The following is a 21,347-nucleotide window of genomic DNA, read 5'->3' as shown; positions in this document are numbered from 1 at the left end:
TCAATAATGAAACGAATTAACAGCTATACGATCATTTTTTCCGAGATGAAAAAAATGAAACACGTTTCAAGCCGCTGTAGAGAATGCATAAAATGAAAAGCCCCGACTAGCGGGGCTTACAGAGAGTTATCCACAGAAAATGAGATAATCTCTATTTAATTCACCGCATCCTTCAGGGACTTGCCCGGCTTGAAGGCGACGGTGTTGCTGGCCTTGATCTTGACCGGTTGGCCGGTCTGGGGGTTCTTGCCCGTACGAGCACCGCGGTGGCGCTGCAGGAAGGTGCCGAAACCGACCAGGGTCACGCTGTCCTTGCGGTTCAGCGCACTGGTGATTTCTTCGAGAACGGCGTTGAGTACACGATTGGCCTGATCCTTGGTGAGATCGGCCTTTTCGGCGATGGCGGCGGCGAGTTCCGGTTTACGCATAGATGCCTCTTTGACGGTTTGTTGTTTTTGTGTCCGCGCTGTCCATCCAGAACAGCGCCCAAGGCGCCGCAACAGCTCTGCGCTGCGGCAGACCAGAGGGAGGATGGCATGCCGCAAAGGGCCGCGCCAGTGTTGTCCGACAGTTTTGGACGCGAACCCGATGACTATTCCGACAGAAGGCCGGCCATTCACGCCAGCAAGGGAGGCAGTTCACGGTTCAGGGCCAGCTTCTCCTGAACCGCCGCGCCGGTCAGCGCGTAGCCCAGCAGACGGCCGCTGGTGTCGCGGCACAGGGCCTTGATATCGGCGCCCGCGCCTTCCACGGTCCAGGCGCCTTCCAGGCCACGGGGCGGTGGCGAGACCACCAGCGGGCAGGCGGGTGTCTTCACCGTCACCGGCATCGGTCCGTAGCTGACGGCGGTGGCGTTGCCCGCCAGGGTTTGTGCCAGGGCCCGGGCGCAGGCCATCAGTGGCATCACGTAGAGCAGGTTGATGCCATCCACCTCGGCGCAATCGCCCAGGGCGTAGATGTTGGCGTGGGAGGTCTTCAGGTGGCGGTCCACCATCACCCCGCGGTTGACGTCCAGCCCGGCCGCCGCTGCCAGGGCGGTGCGCGGCCGCAGGCCGACCGCCGAGATCACCAGGTCGCAGGCGATGCGGGTGCCGTCGGAAAGGTGCGCGTCCAGCCCACCATCGGCGTGGTTGAGGCTGGCCAGCACCGGGCCGAGGTGGAAGCGCACGCCCAGCCCTTCGAGGCCGGCCTGCACCGCCGCGGCCGCCGCCGGGTGCAGCAGGCCGGGCATCACCTGCTCGCAGGGCGCCACCAGTTCCACTTCATAGCCGCCCAGGGTCAGGTCGTTGGCGAATTCGCAGCCGATCAGGCCGGCGCCGAGGACCAGCACGCGCTTCTTGCCCGCCGCCGCGTTGCGGAAGCGCGCGTAGTCCTCGAGGTCGTTGATCGGGAACACCGCGTCCCCGGCGTCGCCCTCCACCGGCACGCGGATGACCTCGGCGCCCCAGGCCAGCACCAGGTCGCGGTATTCCACCGCCTCCTCGCCTATCCACAGGCGGCGGTGGCCCGGGTCGATACCGGTGATGCGGGTGTGGGTGCGGATCTCGGCCTTCAGCTGGTCGGCCATGGCGCCGGCTTCGGCCATCGCCAGGCCGTCGGCGTCCTTGTTCTTGCCGAAGCCGGTGGACAGCATCGGCTTGGAGTAGGAGCGACCATCGTCGGCGCTGATCAGCAACAGCGGCGTCTCGCCGTCCAGCTTGCGGAACTCCTTGGCCAGGTTGTAGCCGGCCAGGCCGGTCCCGACGATCACCACGGGTGCACTCATCTCTCACTCCTCAGCTGCAAAACGACGCGACGGCCCAGGGGCCGTCGCTGAATATCGGGGGGATGTCGCGGATCAGGCGATCTCGATCATCTCGAAGTCGATCTTGCCCACGCCACAGTCGGGGCAGACCCAGTCCGGCGGGATGTCTTCCCAGCGCGTGCCCGGGGCGATGCCCTCGTCCGGCAGGCCCAGGGCCTCGTCATAGATGAAGCCGCAAACCACGCATTGCCACTTGCGCATGAGCACCTCCTCCAGGCGAAAAACGTTGAGACCCTACTCCAATTGCCAACCCCTCGCCAAGGCTTGGCGCGGCCCGCCCGACGGAGGTTGGGCTCAGATCGCGGTGAGGAACGACACCCCGTAGACACCGATGAACCCGGGGCCTTCGCGGTGGGGCAGGCCCGCCACCTGGTCGCCCTGGTCGACGTTCAGCACCCGCTCCACGCGATGCCGGTGCAGATTGGCGAGCAGCCGACGCGCCGGCAGTACCGGCTCGTCCTGCGCTCCATACAGCTCGCGGTGCAACGCCGGCAGGCGGTACCAGGGCAGGGTCGGCTTCTCGTGGTGGGCGTTGTGGTAGCCGAAGTTGAGCACCAGCAGGTTGAGCAACGGCGAATGGCCGAACGGATTGGAAAAGGTGTTGCGCTGCTCATACGCCGCATCGGGGCGAGCGCCGGCCGGCTGGTCCAGGCCGATCACCACCTCGTAGGTGTGCTGGTGCATGTCCATCAGGCGCATCACCCAGAGGAACAACAGGTAGGCCAGGCCGTAGCCCAGCAGCGCCGGCCAGGCCAGCACGCCCAGGGCGGCGAAGGCGGCCCCGCGCAGCACCAGGCAGCCCAGCACGCGGCGACGACGGGCGCGATAGCCCTCGACCAGGAAGGGGCTGGCGATCACCGAGGCATGCATCAGCAGCTCCACCGCCGGCACATGCAGCCACTCCAGCGCCTGCACCGTGCGCAACAGGGCGGGCCGCGCCAGGAGCAGGGCACGATAGTCGAAAGCGACCACGTCGGCGCGGTCGACGTGATGGCGCATGTGCTTGCGCCGGAGCCCGTCGTAGTCCCCGTAGCAGCCACCCACCAGCACGCTGAGCAGGCTGCCCAGGCGCGCATTCCATTCGCGCTGGAGGAACACCGCCTGGTGCGCACAGTCGTGGATCAGGTAGGCACCGATGACCATCCCGTGGGCCAGCGCCAGCACCCCCAGGGGCCAGCTCCAGGGTTCGGCCCGCACCATCAGCGCCAGGCCGCCGCCCCAGGCAGCGAAGGCATAGAGGGTCGCGAGCAGGGTCGGCCACAGGCCGTCGTCATGGCGCAGGCGGGGCAGGTTCATGCGTCACCTCCGATCCAGCGGCAAAAGTGCTCGCGCTCCGTGTCGCCCATCCAGCGGTTCACCTGCCACAGGTCCGCCACCGGCTGGTCGGTGAAGGGCAGGGTGTGCAGGTAGCGATCGGGACCGAATTCCGGGGTCATGCTGCTCAGGCTTGCGCCACGTCGCCGCTGGGCACGCCATACCGCCTCCCAGAAGCGCTGGTGGAACGCCAGGCAATCGGCGTACTCCGGCGCGGCTGGGTGCGGCACCTGCGGCCCCTGTGGATAACCCACCCGCCCGTGCACGTGCCGGACCTGTTCGGCCACCGCCAGCAGCAGGTCCCAGTCATCGTCCAGCAGGCGCTCGGCGACCACCACCCAGTGACTGATGTCCGCCGTCAGGCGCAGCTCCGGCAGTTGCCGCAGCAGCGTCTCGGTGACCCAGGGATTGAACATCGAGCGCCCGCGATGGGTTTCGAAGCTCAAGGGCACGCCCAGGTCCGCCTCCAGTTCGAGGGCGGCGGCGAAGAAATCGCGCTGCACCGCCAGCGGCCAGGCATCGCAACCGGCGATCACGTTACACAGCAACGGGCCCAGCGGCTGGGCGGCCCGCACCTTGCGCCGCAGGTCCGCCAGGTGCTCGGCAGGGGTCGCATGGCGATCGGGAACATAGCTGCCGCCGGTGCAGACCTCGGCGATGAAGGGCACGCCGTGCTCGCTCAACGCCTGGCCCAACGCATCACGGGCCTCGGGCGCTTCCGGCACCGCTGCTTCGAGACCGTCGAAGCCGGCCTCCAGCGCCAGCCGGGCCGCCTCATCGGGCGCTCCGTGGACCCCCCACAGGGTCTTGAATAACTTAAACTGCATCGCATTCTCCACGCCCGGGATGGGCCGATGGAGAGGCGGGAGCAACGGCCGTGCCAGCCAGGTGGCAAGCGGACAAAGCCGTTGTTTTGAATGCAAATTTGCACATTAATGGGCGAGCGGCCGGCTCGCGCCTCTTCGCGCCCCTGCACGAAGACCGTGCAAGAACATGCAAATCTGCACCATAAATACCACACCCGAGGAAGCCTCGATCCATGACCCGCCGCCACAGCCAGAGCAATCGCCGCGCCGTCGCCCAGGCGATCATCGACATGGACGAAAGCTGGATCGCCCTGTTCGCCGACCTCGGCCTGGGAGACCTCTGCTACAGCGACCTGTTCACCCACATGTGGCTGCGCCGTGACCAGTTGCTGCGCAAGACCGACCTCTACGCCTGCATGCCCAGCATCAGCCGGCGCACCGCGGTGAAATACGTGCAGCAACTGATCGACCAGGGCCTGCTGGAGGAAACCGGTTCGGAAGATGACAGGCGGGTGCGCCAGGTGGCCCTGACCGAGCCGGTGATCGAGCGCCTGGAGCGCTTCTACGACCAGGCCTGCGAACACTTCGCGGCACTGGCCAGGGGCTGAAGCGAAAGGTAATACGGGCCCGCCGCCTTGCACGGGGGCCCGGGGTGGATCAGCCGATCTCGATCATCTCGAAGTCCAGCTTGCCGACGCCGCAATCGGGGCACAGCCAGTCGGCCGGCACGTCTTCCCAACGGGTGCCCGGCGCGATGCCGTCGTCCGGCCAGCCCAGGGATTCGTCATAGATCAGACCACAGACCACGCATTGCCACTTTTTCATTATCGTCCTCGGCGGAACTCACGGTTTGGCGCGCAACCTATACCAAACGCGCCACAGCGCCAAGACGCCGGGCGACGGGATGAAGAGCTCCTGCGGCAAAGCGCCACCCCACGAAACGCCTCTGGCCCCGTGCTAAACTCCCGCGCCGCCCAGACCGCCAGGACCATCGTGCCAGACGCCGCCCTCGCCCATCCGCCCCGCTGGCTCAGCGCCACGCAACTGCACCCCGCGCCCCCTGCCGGGCTGCGTGACTGGCTGTTCGACCAGGGCTCGCTGACCCGTCGCCTCACCGCCCTCTCGGCCGACGCCTTCAGCGTCACCCCCCTGGTGGAGGGCTGGCAGGTGCTGCGCACCGACGAATGCACCGCCCTCGGCGTGCCGGACGGCAGCCAGGGCTGGGTCCGCGAGGTCTACCTGCGCGGCCACGGCGAAGCCTGGGTATTCGCCCGCAGCGTGGCGGCGCGCAGTGCGCTGGAGGGCTCCGGCCTCGCTCTCGGCGAGCTGGGCAGCCGCTCCCTCGGCGAGTTGCTGTTCAGCGACCGCGCCTTCGCCCGCGGCCCCATCGAAGTCACCCGATATCCCGCCGCCTGGCTGCCTGCAGAGGTACGCGCCGAGCGCCTGTGGGGGCGCCGCTCCTGTTTCCGCCGGGGTGATCTGGCGGTGCTGGTGGCCGAGATATTCCTGCCCACCCTGTGGCAGCACGCCGGCATCGAGCCCGTATAATCCGCCCACGCCCAGCGGAGACCGCCGATGTACCTCAAGCTCCTGCAATCGCTCAACCGCCTGCACCCCCGTGCCTGGGACTTCGTCCAGCTGACGCGCATGGACAAGCCCATCGGCATCTACCTGCTGCTCTGGCCGACGCTCTGGGCGCTGTGGGTCGCGGGCGAGGGCCGCCCGAGCCTGAAGAACGTCCTGGTGTTCGTCCTCGGCGTGGTGCTGATGCGCGCAGCCGGCTGCGTGATCAATGACTACGCCGACCGCCATTTCGATGGCCACGTCTCCCGCACCAAGGCCCGCCCCCTGGCCAGCGGCGCGATCAGGCCGCGCGAGGCGCTGCTGTTCTTCGCCGCGCTGGTGGCGCTCAGCTTCGGCCTGGTGCTGCTGACCAACGCCACCACCATCTGGCTGTCATTCGGCGGCCTGGCCCTGGCCGCCTGCTACCCCTTCATGAAGCGGTACACCTTCTACCCCCAGGTGGTGCTCGGCGCGGCCTTCTCCTGGGGCATGCCCATGGCCTTCACCGCCGAGACCGGCGAGCTGCCGGCGGCAGCCTGGTTGCTGTACATCGCCAACCTGCTGTGGACGGTGGCCTACGACACCTACTACGCCATGACCGACCGCGAGGACGACCTGAAGATCGGCGTCAAATCCACCGCCATCCTCTTCGGCGACGCCGACCGCATCATCATCGCCACCCTGCAGGGCCTGGCGCTCCTGTGCCTGTTGCTGGCCGGCAGCCGCTTCGAACTGGGCCTGTGCTTCCACCTCGGCCTGCTCGGCGCCGCCGCCTGCTTCGCCTGGGAGTCCTGGAGCACGCGCACGCGCGATCCGCAAGCCTGCTTCAAGGCCTTCCTGCACAACCATTGGGCGGGGATGGCGATCTTCATCGGCCTGGTGGCCGACTACGCGCTGCGCTGAACCCGCGCAGCGCGGACTCCAGGGCGAACCGGAGGCTCAGGGCCCGGCCACGTGCCAGACCTGCATCCTGCCGTCCCCGGTCCTGTCGCCGGCCTGCTTGTCCATGACTAAGGTGTAGAGCGGCTTGCCGTCATAGAGCCACTGGCTGGCGCCGTCGTCACGCCGGGCTCAGGCATTGCGCCGGTGGCCCGCTGAGCATAGTCGAGGGCGGGGCGCCGCCCGTCGATGCGAGGCGGGGCCCGGCGGCAACATCCCGATGTCATATAGCTGCAATAATTCCGTTATCTAATGCGCGCAAACCAGCTGAACAAGCGACCCGAGGCGGATACATGGTTGGCAAGAACATCCTGATAGTCGACGACGAAGCGCCCATCCGCGAAATGATCGCGGTGGCTTTGGAAATGGCCGGCTACGAGTGCCTGGAGGCCGAGAACACCCAGCAGGCGCACGCCATCATCGTCGACCGCAAACCCGACCTGATCCTTCTCGACTGGATGCTCCCCGGCACCTCCGGCATCGAGCTGGCCCGCCGCCTGAAGCGCGACGAGCTGACCGGCGACATCCCGATCATCATGCTCACCGCCAAGGGTGAGGAGGACAACAAGATCCAGGGCCTGGAGGTCGGCGCCGACGACTACATCACCAAGCCCTTCTCGCCCCGCGAGCTGGTGGCCCGCCTCAAGGCCGTGCTGCGCCGTGCCGGCCCCACCGACAGCGAAGCGCCGATCGAGATCGGCGGCCTGCTGCTGGACCCCATCAGCCACCGCGTCACCATCGACGGCAAGCCCGCCGAGATGGGCCCGACCGAGTACCGCCTGCTGCAGTTCTTCATGACCCACCAGGAGCGCGCCTACACCCGTGGCCAGCTGCTGGACCAGGTCTGGGGCGGCAACGTGTACGTCGAGGAGCGCACCGTGGACGTGCACATCCGCCGCCTGCGCAAGGCCCTGGGCGATGCCTACGAAAACCTGGTGCAGACCGTGCGCGGCACCGGTTATCGTTTTTCCACCAAGGGCTGATCCCACCGAACAAGGAAGCGACCGTTGAACCAGGACTGGCGTCGCGCCGTAATCCGCCGTTTGCTCCTCCTCCTCGTCGCCTGCCTGCTCGGCGGATTCATCACCGGCGAGTACGGCTGGGCGCTGGCCGTCGGCCTCGGTGCCTACCTCGGCTGGACCCTCAGCCAGCTCCTGCGCCTGCACAAGTGGCTCAAGGAACACAAACCCGACGAGCCGCCGCCGGACGGCTACGGCCTGTGGGGCGAAGTGTTCGACAGCATCTACCACCTGCAGCGCCGCGACCAGCGCGTGCGCGGGCGCCTGCAGGCGGTGATCGACCGCGTGCAGGAGTCCACCGCCGCCCTCAAGGACGCCGTGGTGATGCTCGACAGCGAGGGCAACCTCGACTGGTGGAACCGCGCCGCCGAGAACCTGCTGGGCCTCAAGACCCCGCAGGACAGCGGCCAGCCGGTGACCAACCTGATCCGCCACCCGCGCTTCAAGGAATACTTCGAGCAGGAAAACTACCGCGAGTCCCTCGACCTGCCCTCGCCGGTCAACGACCGCCTGCGCCTGCAGTTCCACATCACCCAGTACGGCAACCGCGAGCACCTGATGCTGGTGCGCGACGTCACCCGCATCCACCAGCTGGAACAGATGCGCAAGGACTTCGTCGCCAACGTCTCCCACGAACTGCGCACCCCGCTGACCGTGATCGCCGGCTACCTGGAGACCCTGCTGGACAACGTCGAGGACGTGAACCCGCGCTGGGCCCGCGCCCTGCAACAGATGAACTCGCAGGCCGGGCGCATGCAGAACCTGCTCAACGACCTGCTGCTGCTGGCCAAGCTCGAAGCCACCGACTACCCCTCGGACAACCAGCCGGTGGTGGTCGACGCCCTGCTGCAGAGCATCCGCAACGACGCCATCGCCCTGTCCGGCAGCCGCCAGCACAGGATCACCCTGGAAGCCGACGCCGCCTGCAGGCTGCGCGGCAGCGAGGCCGACCTGCGCAGCGCCTTCTCCAACCTGGTGTTCAACGCGGTCAAGTACACCCCCGACGGTGGCGACGTGCGCATCCGCTGGTGGAGCGACGAACAGGGCGCGCACCTGGCCGTGCAGGACTCCGGCATCGGCATCGAGGGCAAGCACCTGCCGCGCCTGACCGAGCGCTTCTACCGGGTCGACTCCAGCCGCGCCAGCAACACCGGCGGCACCGGCCTGGGCCTGGCCATCGTCAAGCACGTGCTGATCCGCCACCGTGGCCGCCTGGACATCAGCTCCGTGCTCAACCACGGCAGCACCTTCACCTGCCACTTCCCGCCCAGCCAGGTCGCGCCGCGCGCCTGAGCGCGCGCCAGGCGGCACCGGGCCCGGACAGGGCCCGGCGTCTTGCAAACTGCCGTCCCAGCCCTCACCCTTAGCTGATCATTCGCTGACCAAAGCCCCCAATGGACCCGTCCCCCGCTAGTTCACTGACTTCCTATTTCGCCGACTTCGGCCTCGTTCTGTTCGCCCTGTTCCTCGTCGTGCTCAACGGTTTCTTCGTGGCCGCCGAGTTCGCCATGGTCAAGCTGCGAGCCACCCGTGTCGAAGCCATCGCCGACAAGCACGGCTGGCGCGGCAGCATCCTGCGCACCGTGCACAACCAGCTGGACGCCTACCTCTCGGCCTGCCAGCTGGGCATCACCCTCGCCTCGCTCGGCCTCGGCTGGGTCGGCGAGCCGGCCTTCGCCCACCTGCTCGGCCCGCTGCTCGGCGCCGTCGGCATCGAGTCGGAGAAACTGGCCCACGGCATCTCCTTCTTCACCGCCTTCTTCATCATTTCCTACCTGCACATCGTGGTCGGCGAGCTGGCGCCCAAGTCCTGGGCCATCCGCAAGCCCGAGCTGCTGTCGCTGTGGACGGCGGTGCCGCTGTACCTCTTCTACTGGCTGATGTACCCGGCCATCTGGCTGCTCAACGCCAGCGCCAACGCCATCCTGCGCATCGCCGGGCAAGGTGAGCCCGGCCCGCACCACGAGCACCACTACAGCCGCGACGAGCTGAAGCTGATCCTCCACTCCAGCCGCGCCCGCGACCCCAGCGACCAGGACATGCGCGTGCTGGCCTCCGCCGTCGAGATGGGCGAGCTGGAAGTGGTCGACTGGGCCAACTCCCGCGAGGACCTGATCTACCTGGAGCACGACGCGCCGCTGGCCGACATCCTCAGCGTGATCCGCCGCCACAAGTACAGCCGCTACCCGGTGCACAACGCCCAGACCGGCGAGTTCATCGGCGTGCTGCACATCAAGGACCTGCTCCTGGCCCTCTCCGCGCTGGACAGCCTGCCCGAGTCCTTCGACCTGGCCGAACTGACCCGTCCCGTGGAGCGCGTGACAAAGCACATGCCGCTGTCGCGCCTCTTGGAACAGTTCCGCCAGGGCGGCGCGCACTTCGCCCTGGTCGAGGAGGCCGACGGCAAGGTGGTCGGCTTCCTGACCATGGAAGACGTGCTCGAAGTGCTGGTCGGCGACATCCAGGACGAACACCGCAAGACCGAGCGCGGCATCCTCGCCTACCAGCCCGGCAAGCTGCTGGTGCGCGGCGACACCCCGCTGTTCAAGGTCGAGCGCCTGCTCGGCATCGACCTCGACCACGTCGAGGCGGACACCCTCGCCGGCCTGATCTACGAAACCCTCAACCGCGTGCCCGAGGAAGAGGAAGTGCTGGAGACCGAAGGCCTGCGCATCATCGTCAAGAAGATGAAAGGCCCGAAGATCGTCCTCGCCAAGGTGGTCAGCATCGACTGACCCGCCATCCGGCAGCAAAGACGGGGCCCAAGGGCCCCGTTCTCGTTCCTGCCCACGCACTCGCCCCCTGACCGCCCTTCCCTGATCTAGAGTTCACCTGCACCCGCCGTTTCGCTTGCGCCTGGGCCCCGGCGCTGGCGTGCGATGCCGTCGGCCGCCCGTGCTGAACCCCCATCAACGCTGCGGTGTGCCACGGGTTCCGGTCATGACGGCTCATCGCCGGGCCGCGACCGGCCCCTCGCCGCAAGGAACGCGGAGTCATTCATGATCATCATCAGTTCGCGCAAGGACTTCTCCAATCCCGACCAGCTCTCCGAGACCGGCCACCTGATTCGCGAGGTGGACCTGGCCAACGACACCGTCACCGCCGTGCTGGACTTCAAGGACCTGCTGCACCTGGTCAAGGGCAAGCGCCTGCTCCTGCTGGTACACGGCTACAACAACGAGCAGTACGAGGTGTTCGACTCCTACCAGGTGATCGAGCAGCAGGCCATGGTCCACCTCGCCAATGCCTACGACATGGTGCTCGGCTACTCCTGGCCCGGCGGCGACCAGAAGCTCGACTGGTGGCAGGCGAAGAAGCGCGCCAATGCCGTGGCGCGGATGTTCCGCTTCCTGCTGGACAGCCTCGCCGGGGATGCCGGCGCCGTGGACGTGATGTCCCACAGCCTCGGCGCGCGGGTCACGCTCAAGGCCCTCAAGGGCTCGCCCGGGCGCATCGTGCGCAACTACTTCTGTACCGCGCCGGCGGTGGACAACGAATGCTTCGAGAGCGACGAGGAGTTCGCCGACGCCATCCCCTCCTGCGAGCGGGTCTACATCTTCCACTCCTCGCGGGACGAGGTGCTGCGCTTCGCCTACGCCTCCTCCGAGCGCGACCTGGCCCTGGGCCTCTACGGCCCCGAGGACAAGACCTATATCGAGGTGGCCACCCGTACGGTGTTCGTCGCCAACTGCAAGAAGGTGGTCTCCAACCATGGCGGCTACAAGCGCGCGGCGGCGGTGTACGACTACATCCAGGCCAGCTTCGCCGGTGGCCTGCAGCGCTTCGTCACCCTGTGAGAGCAGCCCGCTAGAACAGGTCCATCTGCCCGCCCGCAGGCGGCGCGGGCGGGGGCGGGACGGGGGCCGGTTCGGCCACCACCGGCTGGGCCTCGGCCAGGCGCGCGGCCAACCCGGCGGCGCGCTCGGCGCGGGTGCTCACCGCCTCGGCCAGGCGCTGCGGCAGGCCCCAGACCTCCACGCGCTGCCTGGCGCGGGTGATGCCGGTGTAGAACAGCGAGCGGCTGAGCAACGGGCTCGGCTGCTCCGGCAGCGCCAGCAGCACCTCGCGGAACTCCGACCCCTGGCTCTTGTGCACCGTCATGGCGAAGGCGCTGTCGTGGCTGGGCAACCGCGCCGGGGCGAAGGGGCGATGGCCAGCCTCGCCCTCGAAGAACACCCTCAGGCCGTGGGGCGTGGGCAGGCAGATGCCGATATCGCCATTGAACAGCCCCAGGGCGTAGTCGTTCTGCCGCACCATCACCGCGCGCCCCGGATACCAGCGCTCGCGGCTGGCGATGCCCAGGCGCCGCTTGATCCGCGCCTCCAGCGCCTCGTTGATGCCATTGACGCCCCAGGGCCCCTCGCGCTGGGCGGTGAGGGCGCGGAAGTCGGCGAAGGCGGCGAAGGCAGCCTGCGCATCACCCGTGCGCGCGGCGACGATGAAGGGCGCGTAGCCGGCGTCCAGGCGCTCCAGCAGCGGGCCTTGCAGCGGGCCGGGGTTCCAGCCGAGATCGGGACGCGCCTCGCGCAGCAGTTCCAGGGTGCCCCGCGCGTCACCCGCATTGATGCGCCGCGCCAGCTCGCCGATGCCGCTGTCGCCGGCGAAGCGGTGGCTGTGGGTCAGCAGCACCACGGCGTCGCCCAGGCGCGAGCGCGGCTGCTCCACGGGCACGCGCTGGCCGGTGATGCGCTCCAGGTCGGCACTGGCGGCGGCGTCCAGGCCACGCCCCTCGCAGAGCTCGGCGAACACCGCGCCGGCTTCCACCGCCGAGAGCTGGTCCTTGTCGCCCAGCAGCACCAGGCGGGCGCCCGGCGGCAGGGCGTCGAGCAGCTTGGCCATCAGCGCCAGGTCCACCATCGAGGCCTCGTCCACCACCAGCACGTCCAGCGGCAGGGGGTTGTCGGCGTGGTGGCGCACCTGCGGGCTGTCGCCACGGCTGCCCAGCAGGCGGTGCAGGGTGCGCGCCTCCTCGGGCAGCAGGGCCTTGATGGCATCGTCCACCGGCAGCTCGGCCTTGGCGTTGCGGATGGCCTCGGCCATGCGCGCGGCGGCCTTGCCGGTGGGTGCGGCGAGGCCGATGGCCAGGCGCTCGCCGCCGGGCTGTTCGAGCAGCGCGGCGAGCAGGCGCACCACGGTGGTGGTCTTGCCGGTGCCGGGGCCGCCGGAGATCACCGCCAGGTTGCGCCGCACCGCCTGGGCGGCGGCCAGGCGCTGCCAGTCGGGCTGCTGGGTGTTGCGGGCGAACAGCCGGGCCAGGGATTCGGCCAGCCGCGCCTCGTCCACCGGCGGGCGGGCGCCGGCCATGGCCAGCAGGCTGGCGGCCAGGCGCGTCTCGTAGGCGTGGTAGCGACTGAGGTAGAGGCGCTCGCCATCCAGGGTCAGCGGCGCGTAGCCACCGGGGCTGGCCACCAGCGGCGAGGCGCGCAGCGCGGCGAGCCAGTCGGGCAGGGCCGGCAGGTCGAGCCCGGCGGCGCCTTCGTCGAACACCCGCTGCCCGGCCAGGCGCGCCAGGGGCAGGCAGACGTCGCCGTTGGCCAGGGCCTGGCAGCACAGCGCGGCGGCAGCGGTGACCGCCTCGCCGGCGTCAGGGTCGAGGCGCAGCAGGCTTTCGGCGAAGAAACGCTCCAGCGGGCCCAGCGGCCATTCGGCGAGCTTCACGGGCGGCCCTCCTCGAACAGGCGATCCAGGGCATCGAGCAACGCATCGCCGGGGCGATGGAAGTACACGCCGGCATCCGGCATGCCGCGCAGGAACAGGTAGTAGGCGCCGCCCAGCTGCTCGCTGGCGAAGCCGTCCAGGCGCAGGCGCAGGAAGCGCCGCAGCGCCACCAGGTAGATCAGGTACTGCAGGTGGTAGTGCTCGGCCGCGATGGCCTGCTCCAGGCGTTCACCGCCGTAGTAGCTGGCGTCCGGGCCCAGCCAGTTGGACTTGTAGTCGGCGATGTACCAGCGCCCCTGGTGCTCGAAGGTCAGGTCGATGAAGCCCTTCATGAAGCCGTTGAGGGTGTCGAACTCCAGGCGCTCGGCGGCCAGGCGCATGGGCTCGGGCAGGCCGTGGGCGGGGTCGGCCAGCACCGTGCGCAGGCCCTGGATGTCCAGCTGCGCCACCGGGAAGGTGAAGCCCAGCTCCGGCAGGCGCCGGCTCGGCTCCAGGCGCGACAGGGCGAGCCCCCGGCCGTCCAGGTCGGCATCCAGCACCTTGCGCAGCTGCTCGATGGCGATCGCCGCCCAGTCCTCCGGCAGGCCGTGGCCCAGCAGGTGCAGCGGCACCAGGTCCTCCAGCTCGCCCTCGCCGCGCACCCAGTCCTCCAGGATCGCGTGCAGGCAGGTGCCGGCACGGGCGCCCCGGGGGAAGCCGTAGAAGCCGGCGCCCGGGTCGGTGGCCGGCGGGACGAAGAAGGCATCGCGGTCCGGCGCCTCCATGTGCATGCCGGCGGCCAGGCCGGAGAAGCTGCCGACCCGCCAGGCGCTGTGCAGGCCACGCTGCAGGTGCGCCAGGGCGGCCGGCGGCGCGGCGCGGGTTTCGCCCTGGGCGCTGGCCTCGGCGTCGCGGCAGGGCACCAGGGCGATGTCGCCGCCGCTGGCATCGGCCAGGCTCTGCAGCTCATGGCGCAGGCCGGCGCCATCCAGCGCGGCGAGGTGGCCGGCCAGTTCGCCGAGCAACGCCTCGCCGGGCAATTCACGGCCGTGCAGCAGCCAGGCGAGGGCGCTACTGTGCAAGCCATCCTCGGGCAGCTCGCCGTCCTTCTTCGCCCTGGGCAGGGCCACCGGCCCCCAGTGCAGCCAGAGGCGATCACGGGCGCGGGTCAGCGCCACATAGGCCAGGCGCAGGCGCTCGGCGAAGCGCTCGCGGCGGGCGCGCTCGCGGTTGTCGTCGTAGTCGGCGCCGCCCAGGTCCAGCAACGGGGTGCCGTCCTCGGCGTGGCAGGTAATGTCTTCGTCGCGGCGCAGCAGCGCGCCGTCCCAGAGATAGGGGCAGAACACCAGCGGGTACTCGAGGCCCTTGCTGGTGTGCACGGTGACGATCTGCACCCGCTCGGCATCGCTTTCCAGGCGCAGCAGGGCGTCGTCGCCATGGCTCTCGGCCGCGCGCTGGGCGTTGAACCAGGCCAGCAGCGGCTCCAGGCCCGGGCGCTGGAGGCTCTCGGTCTGCAGCAGTTCGGCCAGGTGCAGGAGGTTGGTCAGGCGGCGCTCGCCGTCGGGCAGGGCGATCAGCCGTTCGGCGACGCGCTGCTCGTCGAGCCAGGCGCGGAAGGCCCGCATGAAGCCTTGCTGTTGCCAGAACTGGTGGTAGCGCTCGGCGTCTTCGCGCTCCTGGTCCCAGGCGTGCTCGTCGTCCTGGCAGCGCGCCAGGGCCTGGGCGTCGCGGCCCAGCAGGCGGGTGGCCAGGGCATAGCGCAGCACGCCCTCGCGGCCGGGCTCGGCATAGGCGGCGAGCACCGCGGCCAGCTCCTCGGCCTCGGCGCTGTGCCAGACGCTGTCGCGGCCGCGACGCACGCTGGGCACGCCACGCGCGGCCAGTTGCTCGGCCACGTCGCCCGCCTGGCGGTGGCTGGCCACCAGGACGGCGATGTCACCGCCGCGCAGGGGCGTGCGCACGCCGGCCTCGTCGAAATAAGCCTCGCCCCGGCCGCTGGCGGCCAGCAGGGCGGCGATGCGCCGCGCGGTGTCGATGGCCACGGCGTTGCCGGCCTCGCCCTTGCCCAGGGGCTCGTCGCCCAGCCACACCAGCTCCAGCGGCGCCCCCGCCTCGGGCAGCACCAGCTGCGCGCGGGCCTTGTCGCTGGCGCCCACGGGCGGATAGGCCAGGCCCGGCTCGGCGAAGGGCAGGGGCCGGTCGAAGACCCGGTTGAGCGCGGCGATCAGCGCCGGCACCGAGCGGTGGTTGGTGTTCAGGCTGTACTGCCGCGCGGCTTCGTCGCGGGCCTTGAGGTAGGTGGCCAGGTCGGCGCCACGGAAGGCGTAGATCGCCTGCTTGGGGTCACCGACGAAGCACAGGTCGCCGCCCTCGTCCCCACCCGGGTAGATGCGCCGGAAGATGGCGTACTGCACCGGGTCGGTGTCCTGGAATTCGTCGATCAGCGCCACCGGGTAGCGTTCGCGCAGGGCGGCGGCCAGCGCCTCGCCGGCAGGGCCTTGCAGCGACTGGTCGAGGCGGTTGAGCAGGTCGTCGAAGGCCAGCATGCGCTGCGCCGCCTTGCGCGCCGGCAGCTCGCGGTTGAGGGTGTCGAGCAGGCGCACCTGCAGGTCGATCAGCCGGGCCTCGCCGGCGGGCCTGGCTTCCTCCAGCGCCTCCAGCAGACCCTGCAGCGCGGCATTGAGCGCGTGCCCGGGCAGCTCGAAGCCCTTCTTGCACGCCTTGGACAGGGCTTCGCGACCCAGCTTCTCCAGGCCCGTGGGCGCGGCGAACAGCGCCGCCGGGTCGGCGAAATAGGCGTCCAGCTCACCCTGCCAGAGGGCGAACCTGGCGGCGTCGTAGCTCCGCTTGTTGAGCCCGTCGAAGGCGGCCAGGTCCGACAGGCAGGCCTGTGCATCACGCAGCCAGATATCGCGGGCATGGGTCCAGGCCTCGCTGGCCGCACCCAGGTCGCCCAGCTCGCCGTCGCGCGGTTCGATGCGCAGGTAGGGCTTGCCCAGGTGCGAGCGCAGGCGCTGGCGCAGCGACTGCGGGGTGATGCGCTTCTGCGCGAGGAACCGCGCCCAGGCGGGCTCCGCCGCCGCCAGCTCGGCGCGCCACAGGTCGGCGAGCAGGCCGTCGAGCACCTCGCGGTCGTCCGCCGTCAACTCGCTGTCGAAATCGCCACCGGCCTCGAACGCCGCGTCCTGCAGCGCCCGCTGGCAGAAGCCGTGGATGGTGAAGATGGCCGCCTCGTCGAAGCCGTGCACCGCCAGCAGCAGGCGCCGATGGGCGTCCTCGCCCGGGTACTGCGCATGCAGCCCGGCGAGCACCGGGTCGGGTGCCTCCGCGCCTTCATAGACGGCGAGCAGCGCCGCCAGCCGCGCGCGGATGCGCTCGCGCAGCTCGGCCGTGGCGGCGGTGGTGTAGGTGACCACCAGGATCTGCCCCACGCCCAGCCGGCGCTCCAGCAGCAGGCGCGCGTAGAGCGCGGTCAGGGTCCAGGTCTTGCCGGTGCCGGCGCTGGCCTCGATCAGGCTGCGCCCGGTGAAGGGATCGTTGAGCAGGTCGAGGCTCATGCGTCGTCCCTCAGGTCGTCGCCGGTGAGCACCGCGTTCAGCGCCAGGTTGCTGTAGTAGTTGGAGCGACCGATCCGGCGTTTCTCAAGGAACCCACTGTCGGTGAGTTCCTGCAGGTAGCGCGTGGCGGTCAGGCGGGATACGCCCAGATCGCGCATGACAAACTCGATCTTGGTGTAGGGATGGGTAAACAGGTTGTTGATCAGGTCCTGGCTGTAGAACCTGTGCTGCGCCCGTATACGGTGCTTGTAGTCGAGCAGCGCAGCCTTGATTGCCTCGATCGTGCCGATGGCCTGGCGCGCGGTTTCCTCGACCGCCGCCAGCATGAACAGCACCCAGTCTTCCCATTGCCCATCGTCGCGCACGGCTTGCAGCAAGCGGTAGTACTCGGCCTTGTGACGCACGATATGGCGGCTCAGGTAGAGCACCGGGATATCCAGCATTCCGCACTTGAGCAGATACAGGACGTTGACGATACGGCCCGCCCGGCCATTGCCGTCGTAGAACGGGTGGATGCTCTCGAACTGGTGGTGGATCAGCGCCATCTTCACCAGCGGGTCGGCATCGAAAAGCTCGTCGTCGTTGATGAATCGCTCCAGGTCACGCATCAGCTCGACAACACGTTCGGCATCCTGAGGAGGCGTATAGACCACCCGCCCCAGGCCATCCTTGAGCGTGGTTCCCGGAAGCCGACGCAAACCTGCATTGTTGCGCTCAAGCTCGGCCTGGATATCGATGATCTGATTGGTCGTCAACAAGCCGGTTTCGCGCACGGAGGCGAATCCGACGTGGAGCGCCTGGCGGTAGCGCAGGACCTCCTTGGCAGCGGGGCTGTTGGAGGAATCGGGGAATGCATCGTCACGGAACAAATCGTCATGGGTGGTAACGATGTTCTCGATGGCCGAGCTGTCCTTGGCCTCCTGCATGCCCAACGTGTTGATCAGAATGCCCTGATGGGGAATGGACGACGCCACGCCCTTGAGCTCAGCCAGCGCGCGGCTGGCCGTGGTCAGTTTGCGGAGTATCGACCTGCTCTCGAAACGGGCCGGGTCGAGTTCGTGCAACCCGCGCAGATCAGCCATTGCGACAGACTCCCTTCATGCGACGGAAATCACGATTTTCCGGCCCCCCGATACGAATACGTATAGAAAAAGGCTGATTCCTATGCATGTCGGACCTGAAATGCATAGGAATATGCGCAAACGCATGACTATTGACGCCATTCATGCGTCCTCCTCCCCGTCGTCCGCCAGGGCGTCCAGGGCCGGGCCGAGGAGGGTTTCGGCGAGAAGTTCGAAGCGTGCGTCCAGCGGGTCTCGGTCGCGGAAGGCGAGGGCGTACCAGGGGTCGCGGGATTCGCCCACGGGGCCGAAGTCGATGCCGTCCCAGGCGATGCGCGCCTTACTACGGGCGGCGTCGAGGGGTTCCTTGCGGCCGGGCTTGCGCCAGCCGGAGGCGAAGCCATGGCTGGCCTTGGTCAGCAGCGGCAGGGGTTCGCACAGGGCGTCGCGGTAGGCGCGCAGCCAGGGCTCGAGCAGCGCCCCGGCGTTGGCCAGGGGACCAGCCTGCCAGTCGCCGGCGGGCGAGAGCAGGCGGCTTTCACGGGCGATGCCGGGGGTGGCCGAGAGGTTGAGCAGCAGGTGGCGCAGCCAGAAGGGCGCCAGCTCCCATTCGCCGAGGCGGTTGAGGCGCCAGCCGAACAGGCCGTCTTCGGTGACGCCGTCCAGCCAGCCGTGGATGCGCACCCCGGCCAGGCTGATGTCCACCAGCAGCGGCTGCGGGGCGCTGTCCGGGCGCGCCTCGAACAGGCGCGGGGCGAAGGCGCGCACCGGGCCGCGCAGCTGGCCCCAGAGCGCATGGCCCAGCTCACCGGTGGGCAGCCAGCCGGCGGCACGGGCGATGCGGCGTTCGTCCGCCTCCGACCAGCCGCGCTCCACGGCGTCCAGGGCCAGCTGGCGCAGGCCGCGCCAGGCGGGGCCTTCCAGGGCGAAGGGCTCGTCGCTGGCCAGCGCCTCCTCGGCCTCGGCCAGGCGCAGGCCCAGGCGCTGTTCGAGAAGGAAGCGCGCCGGGTGGCGGAAGCACTGGATGAGTTGCGCAGGTTCCAGGGTCAGCCAGTCGGCGTCGGGCTCGGGCAGCGGCAGGGCGAAGGGCGCGTCCGGCTCGCGGGGCACCTCGGCCAGGCGCTGCGCCGCCCGGAACCAGGGGGCGGAGAAGCCGGCATGGCTGCCACCGGCGAAGTTGCCGGAAGCGAAGGGCTGCAGCGGGTGGCTGATCAGCACCTGCTCGCTGGCCTTGGCGTCGCCTGCGGTGGCCGTGAGGTCGATGGTTTCCAGCAGCTCGCTGATCAGCACCGAGGGCGGCAGGTGCGCGTTGTCGCGCGGGTCGCGGCCCACGTAGCTGAGGTAGAGGCCGTCGCGCGCCGACTGCAGGGTTTCCAGCAACAGGTAGCGGTCGTCGAGGCGCCGCGCGCGGTCGCCCCGGCGCGGCTTGCGGGTGATCAGGTCGAAGCCGGCGGCAGGGGTGCGCCGGGGGAAGGCGCCGTCGTCCAGGCCGAGCAGGCACACCAGGCGGAACGGCAGGCTGCGCATCGGCACCATGGTGCAGAAGGTCACCGCGCCGGTGAGGAAGCCCGAGGCGCCGCTGCCGGCATCCAGCGCGGCCACCAGTTGCTGGCGCACCAGGCTCATGTCGATGGGCCGCTCGATGCCCGCCGCCTCGGCCTGCTTGCGCAAATCGCCGCAGGCCTGGGACAGCAGCAGCAGGGTTTCGCCGGCCTCGCGCTCGTCGAACAGCTGGTCGATCAGGCCCTGCAGGGTCTCGGCCCAGTCCGCCAGCGGGCGCGGGCGGGCCAGGTCGTCGGCGAGATGACCCAGGCGCTGGATAAAGCCGGCCAGGCGCCCGAGCAATTGGGCGCGGGCGCCTTCCAGTGCGTCCAGCGGCCAGCTGTCGCCCAGCAGGGGCGGGGCATCGCCAGCCAACCGGGGCGGGGCGGCGAAGCCCAGCACCAGGCGCTCCAGGCCCTGGCGCCAGCTGAAGGCGTCCTCTTCCGGCAGGCCCAGGCGCGCGCGATGGCGGCCATCGCGGCCCCAGCGCACACCAGCCTCGCGCAGCCAGTCGCGGACCAGGGGCAAATCCTCGGCCTCGATGCCGGCGCGCACGGCCAGGGCCGGCTGCTCCAGCCAGCCGAGCAGTTCCTCGGCGGCGAAGCGGCTCTGGGCCAGGTCGAGCAGGGCGAGGAAGGCCTCCACCAAGGGCAGCTCGGCGCGCAGGCTGCGGTCGGCGAGGCTGAAGGGGATGCGCGGCACGCCTTCGCGCGGGGCGAACACCGCCTCGATGTAGGGGGCGTAGCGCTCGATGTCGGGGGTCAGCACCACCACCTGGTCGGGGGTCAGCCCGGGGTCGGCGGCGAAGCGCGCCAGCAGCTGGTCGTGCAGCACCTCCACCTCGCGCAGGGGCGAATGACAGACGTGCACTTCCAGCGAACGGTCGCCCGCGCGCAGGGCCATGCGCTCGTCGGCGCGGCGGGTGCGCAGGCGCAGGATGTCGTTCTGGATGGCGCGCAGCAGGCTGTCGTCGGCCAGGTCCTGGTCTTCGGCGTAGATGCCGACCTCCTGGCCGCCGAGGGTGAAGAGGGCATCGAAGAAATCCCGCCCCTGCTTGCCCAGGCTGGCCAGCAGCGGATGGCCGACATCGAGGTACCAGTCGTCGATGCCGGGCTCCGGCAGGGCGGCCAGCTCGCGGATGTCGCGGATGTCGCCCCAGGCCTCGCGGCAGGGGTTGAGGGCGAAGAGGATGACCTCGCAATGCCGCGCCAGCCCCTCCAGCACGCGCATGTGGTGCGGCGGCAGGCTGCTGATGCCGAAGACGATGAGCCGCTCCGGCAGACCCTCGATGGGCGCGTCGTCGTGCAGCCGGGCCAGCAGGTCGCCGAGCAGGCGCGCCCGGTGCGGGTGCCCGTCGGCGGTCAGCTCGCGCCAGAGCAACGCCTGCCACTGTTCGTCGGCGCCGAGGCCGAGCAGCTCGCCGCGCTCCCAGGCGGCCAGCCAGTCGTCGCGGTACAGCAGGTACTGGTCGAGCACGTCGGCGATGCGCGCCGCCAGGGTCAGGCGGCGGCGCTCGTCGCCGCCGTCCAGGTACTGCGCCAGGCGCGGCGTGCGTTCGAGGTTGGCGGGCTCGCACAGCCAGTCGTAGAGGCGCCAGGACAGGGTCACCGGGTTGAACGCCGACTGCGGCGGCAGCGCGCCCAGGGCCTGGCGGGTCAGGTCCCAGATGAAGCGCGCGGGCAGCTGGATGTCGAGCTGCATGGCGATGCCCTCGCGCCGCGCCAGTTGCAGCGTCAGCCAGCGCCCCATGCCCTGGCTGGGAACCACCACGCGCGAGGGCGCCAACGGGTCGCGCTGGGGCTGCACGAGCAGGGTGCAGGCCAGCTCGCCGAGGCTTTCCAGGTCATTGGCGTGGTAGAGGTTGAGCATCGGAAGATCGCGTCCGCAGGGATGCCACAGGTTATCAGTTCACCGAGGCTACCGGCATCGCGCGACACGATCCGTCGCCCGCGTTCGACGAAGCGCAGAGGGCTTTTTGCGACTTAACTGACGGATAGAAAAGGTGACCGACAGGGGCGAACGGGACGCTGGCCGGCAAGTCAGAATATGACGATCATGTTACAAACCCGCGCCCCCAAACAGTCGCTCCACCTCCAGGAGCGGCT

Annotated in this window: 17 protein-coding genes and 1 pseudogene; 7 read left to right on the top strand and 11 right to left on the bottom strand. The window is 69.4% G+C overall.

The annotated features are described in order from the left end of the window. Window positions 1-155 precede the first annotated feature (155 nt). The 5 genes from HSX14_RS00690 to HSX14_RS00670 form a co-directional block, all read right to left on the bottom strand. Window positions 156-428 (bottom strand): HU family DNA-binding protein, encoded by a 273-nt coding sequence (locus HSX14_RS00690; protein ID WP_021218870.1) that lies wholly within the window; start codon window positions 426-428, stop codon window positions 156-158. A gap of 188 nt (window positions 429-616) precedes the next feature. After that, complete coding sequence (locus HSX14_RS00685; RefSeq protein ID WP_173174872.1) at window positions 617-1,765, bottom strand: NAD(P)/FAD-dependent oxidoreductase; 1,149 nt, start codon at window positions 1,763-1,765, stop codon at window positions 617-619. Window positions 1,766-1,837: 72 nt separating this feature from the next. Continuing rightward, on the bottom strand, window positions 1,838-2,005 hold the full coding sequence (locus HSX14_RS00680) for a rubredoxin (RefSeq protein ID WP_111259362.1): 168 nt from the start codon (window positions 2,003-2,005) through the stop codon (window positions 1,838-1,840). A 93-nt stretch (window positions 2,006-2,098) separates the two neighbouring features. Next, window positions 2,099-3,100 (bottom strand): fatty acid desaturase family protein, encoded by a 1,002-nt coding sequence (locus HSX14_RS00675; protein WP_173174870.1) that lies wholly within the window; start codon window positions 3,098-3,100, stop codon window positions 2,099-2,101. Continuing rightward, window positions 3,097-3,945, bottom strand: a complete 849-nt coding sequence (locus HSX14_RS00670) for a sugar phosphate isomerase/epimerase family protein (RefSeq protein WP_173174868.1) — start codon at window positions 3,943-3,945, stop codon at window positions 3,097-3,099. Before HSX14_RS00670 ends, HSX14_RS00675 begins: the two co-directional genes overlap by 4 nt. A gap of 212 nt (window positions 3,946-4,157) precedes the next feature. Here HSX14_RS00670 and HSX14_RS00665 point away from each other — a divergent pair, with 212 nt between their 5' ends. After that, a complete protein-coding gene (locus HSX14_RS00665; protein ID WP_173174866.1) occupies window positions 4,158-4,532 on the top strand; it encodes a helix-turn-helix domain-containing protein in 375 nt (124 codons plus the stop codon). Window positions 4,533-4,581: 49 nt separating this feature from the next. Here HSX14_RS00665 and HSX14_RS00660 read toward each other — a convergent pair whose 3' ends face one another. Beyond that, a complete protein-coding gene (locus HSX14_RS00660; protein ID WP_173174864.1) occupies window positions 4,582-4,749 on the bottom strand; it encodes a rubredoxin in 168 nt (55 codons plus the stop codon). Window positions 4,750-4,917: 168 nt separating this feature from the next. Here HSX14_RS00660 and HSX14_RS00655 point away from each other — a divergent pair, with 168 nt between their 5' ends. Then, a complete protein-coding gene (locus tag HSX14_RS00655) occupies window positions 4,918-5,472 on the top strand; it encodes a chorismate--pyruvate lyase family protein (protein ID WP_173174862.1) in 555 nt (184 codons plus the stop codon). Window positions 5,473-5,499: 27 nt separating this feature from the next. Beyond that, window positions 5,500-6,390, top strand: a complete 891-nt coding sequence (gene ubiA / locus HSX14_RS00650; RefSeq protein ID WP_173174860.1) for a 4-hydroxybenzoate octaprenyltransferase — start codon at window positions 5,500-5,502, stop codon at window positions 6,388-6,390. A 36-nt stretch (window positions 6,391-6,426) separates the two neighbouring features. On the opposite strand, the pseudogene HSX14_RS00645 reads toward ubiA, so the two are convergent. After that, a pseudogene (locus HSX14_RS00645) lies at window positions 6,427-6,543 on the bottom strand (COG4315 family predicted lipoprotein); the annotation flags it as partial. 176 nt (window positions 6,544-6,719) lie between these two features. On the opposite strand from HSX14_RS00645, the gene phoB reads away from it, so the two are divergent. The 4 genes from phoB (at window position 6,720) to HSX14_RS00625 (ending at window position 11,242) form a co-directional block, all read left to right on the top strand. After that, complete coding sequence (gene phoB, locus HSX14_RS00640) at window positions 6,720-7,409, top strand: phosphate regulon transcriptional regulator PhoB (protein ID WP_111259356.1); 690 nt, start codon at window positions 6,720-6,722, stop codon at window positions 7,407-7,409. A gap of 24 nt (window positions 7,410-7,433) precedes the next feature. Then, window positions 7,434-8,738, top strand: coding sequence for a phosphate regulon sensor histidine kinase PhoR (gene phoR / locus HSX14_RS00635; protein ID WP_173174858.1), 1,305 nt, complete (start codon window positions 7,434-7,436; stop codon window positions 8,736-8,738). Window positions 8,739-8,839: 101 nt separating this feature from the next. Continuing rightward, a complete protein-coding gene (locus tag HSX14_RS00630) occupies window positions 8,840-10,180 on the top strand; it encodes a hemolysin family protein (protein WP_173174856.1) in 1,341 nt (446 codons plus the stop codon). Between the two features lie 264 nt (window positions 10,181-10,444). After that, entirely contained in the window at window positions 10,445-11,242 is a 798-nt protein-coding gene (locus HSX14_RS00625; protein ID WP_173174854.1) for an alpha/beta hydrolase, read from the top strand. Window positions 11,243-11,252: 10 nt separating this feature from the next. Here HSX14_RS00625 and recD read toward each other — a convergent pair whose 3' ends face one another. The 4 genes from recD to recC all read right to left on the bottom strand — a co-directional run bounded on the left by recD (window position 11,253) and on the right by recC (window position 21,111). Further along, window positions 11,253-13,103, bottom strand: a complete 1,851-nt coding sequence (gene recD / locus HSX14_RS00620; protein WP_173174852.1) for an exodeoxyribonuclease V subunit alpha — start codon at window positions 13,101-13,103, stop codon at window positions 11,253-11,255. Then, window positions 13,100-16,639, bottom strand: coding sequence for an exodeoxyribonuclease V subunit beta (recB, locus tag HSX14_RS00615; RefSeq protein WP_173174850.1), 3,540 nt, complete (start codon window positions 16,637-16,639; stop codon window positions 13,100-13,102). The genes recD and recB overlap by 4 nt, the downstream gene beginning before the upstream one ends. Beyond that, complete coding sequence (locus tag HSX14_RS00610) at window positions 16,636-17,721, bottom strand: Fic family protein (RefSeq protein WP_173174848.1); 1,086 nt, start codon at window positions 17,719-17,721, stop codon at window positions 16,636-16,638. The genes recB and HSX14_RS00610 overlap by 4 nt, the downstream gene beginning before the upstream one ends. A gap of 141 nt (window positions 17,722-17,862) precedes the next feature. Then, on the bottom strand, window positions 17,863-21,111 hold the full coding sequence (gene recC / locus HSX14_RS00605) for an exodeoxyribonuclease V subunit gamma (RefSeq protein ID WP_173174846.1): 3,249 nt from the start codon (window positions 21,109-21,111) through the stop codon (window positions 17,863-17,865). Between the last annotated feature and the right edge of the window lie 236 nt (window positions 21,112-21,347).

Origin of the sequence: Pseudomonas tohonis, assembly GCF_012767755.2 — a bacterium.
GTDB lineage: Bacteria > Pseudomonadota > Gammaproteobacteria > Pseudomonadales > Pseudomonadaceae > Metapseudomonas > Metapseudomonas tohonis.
The sequence above is the reverse complement of the archived record's forward strand: the minus strand, read 5'-3'. Positions and strand labels throughout refer to the sequence as shown.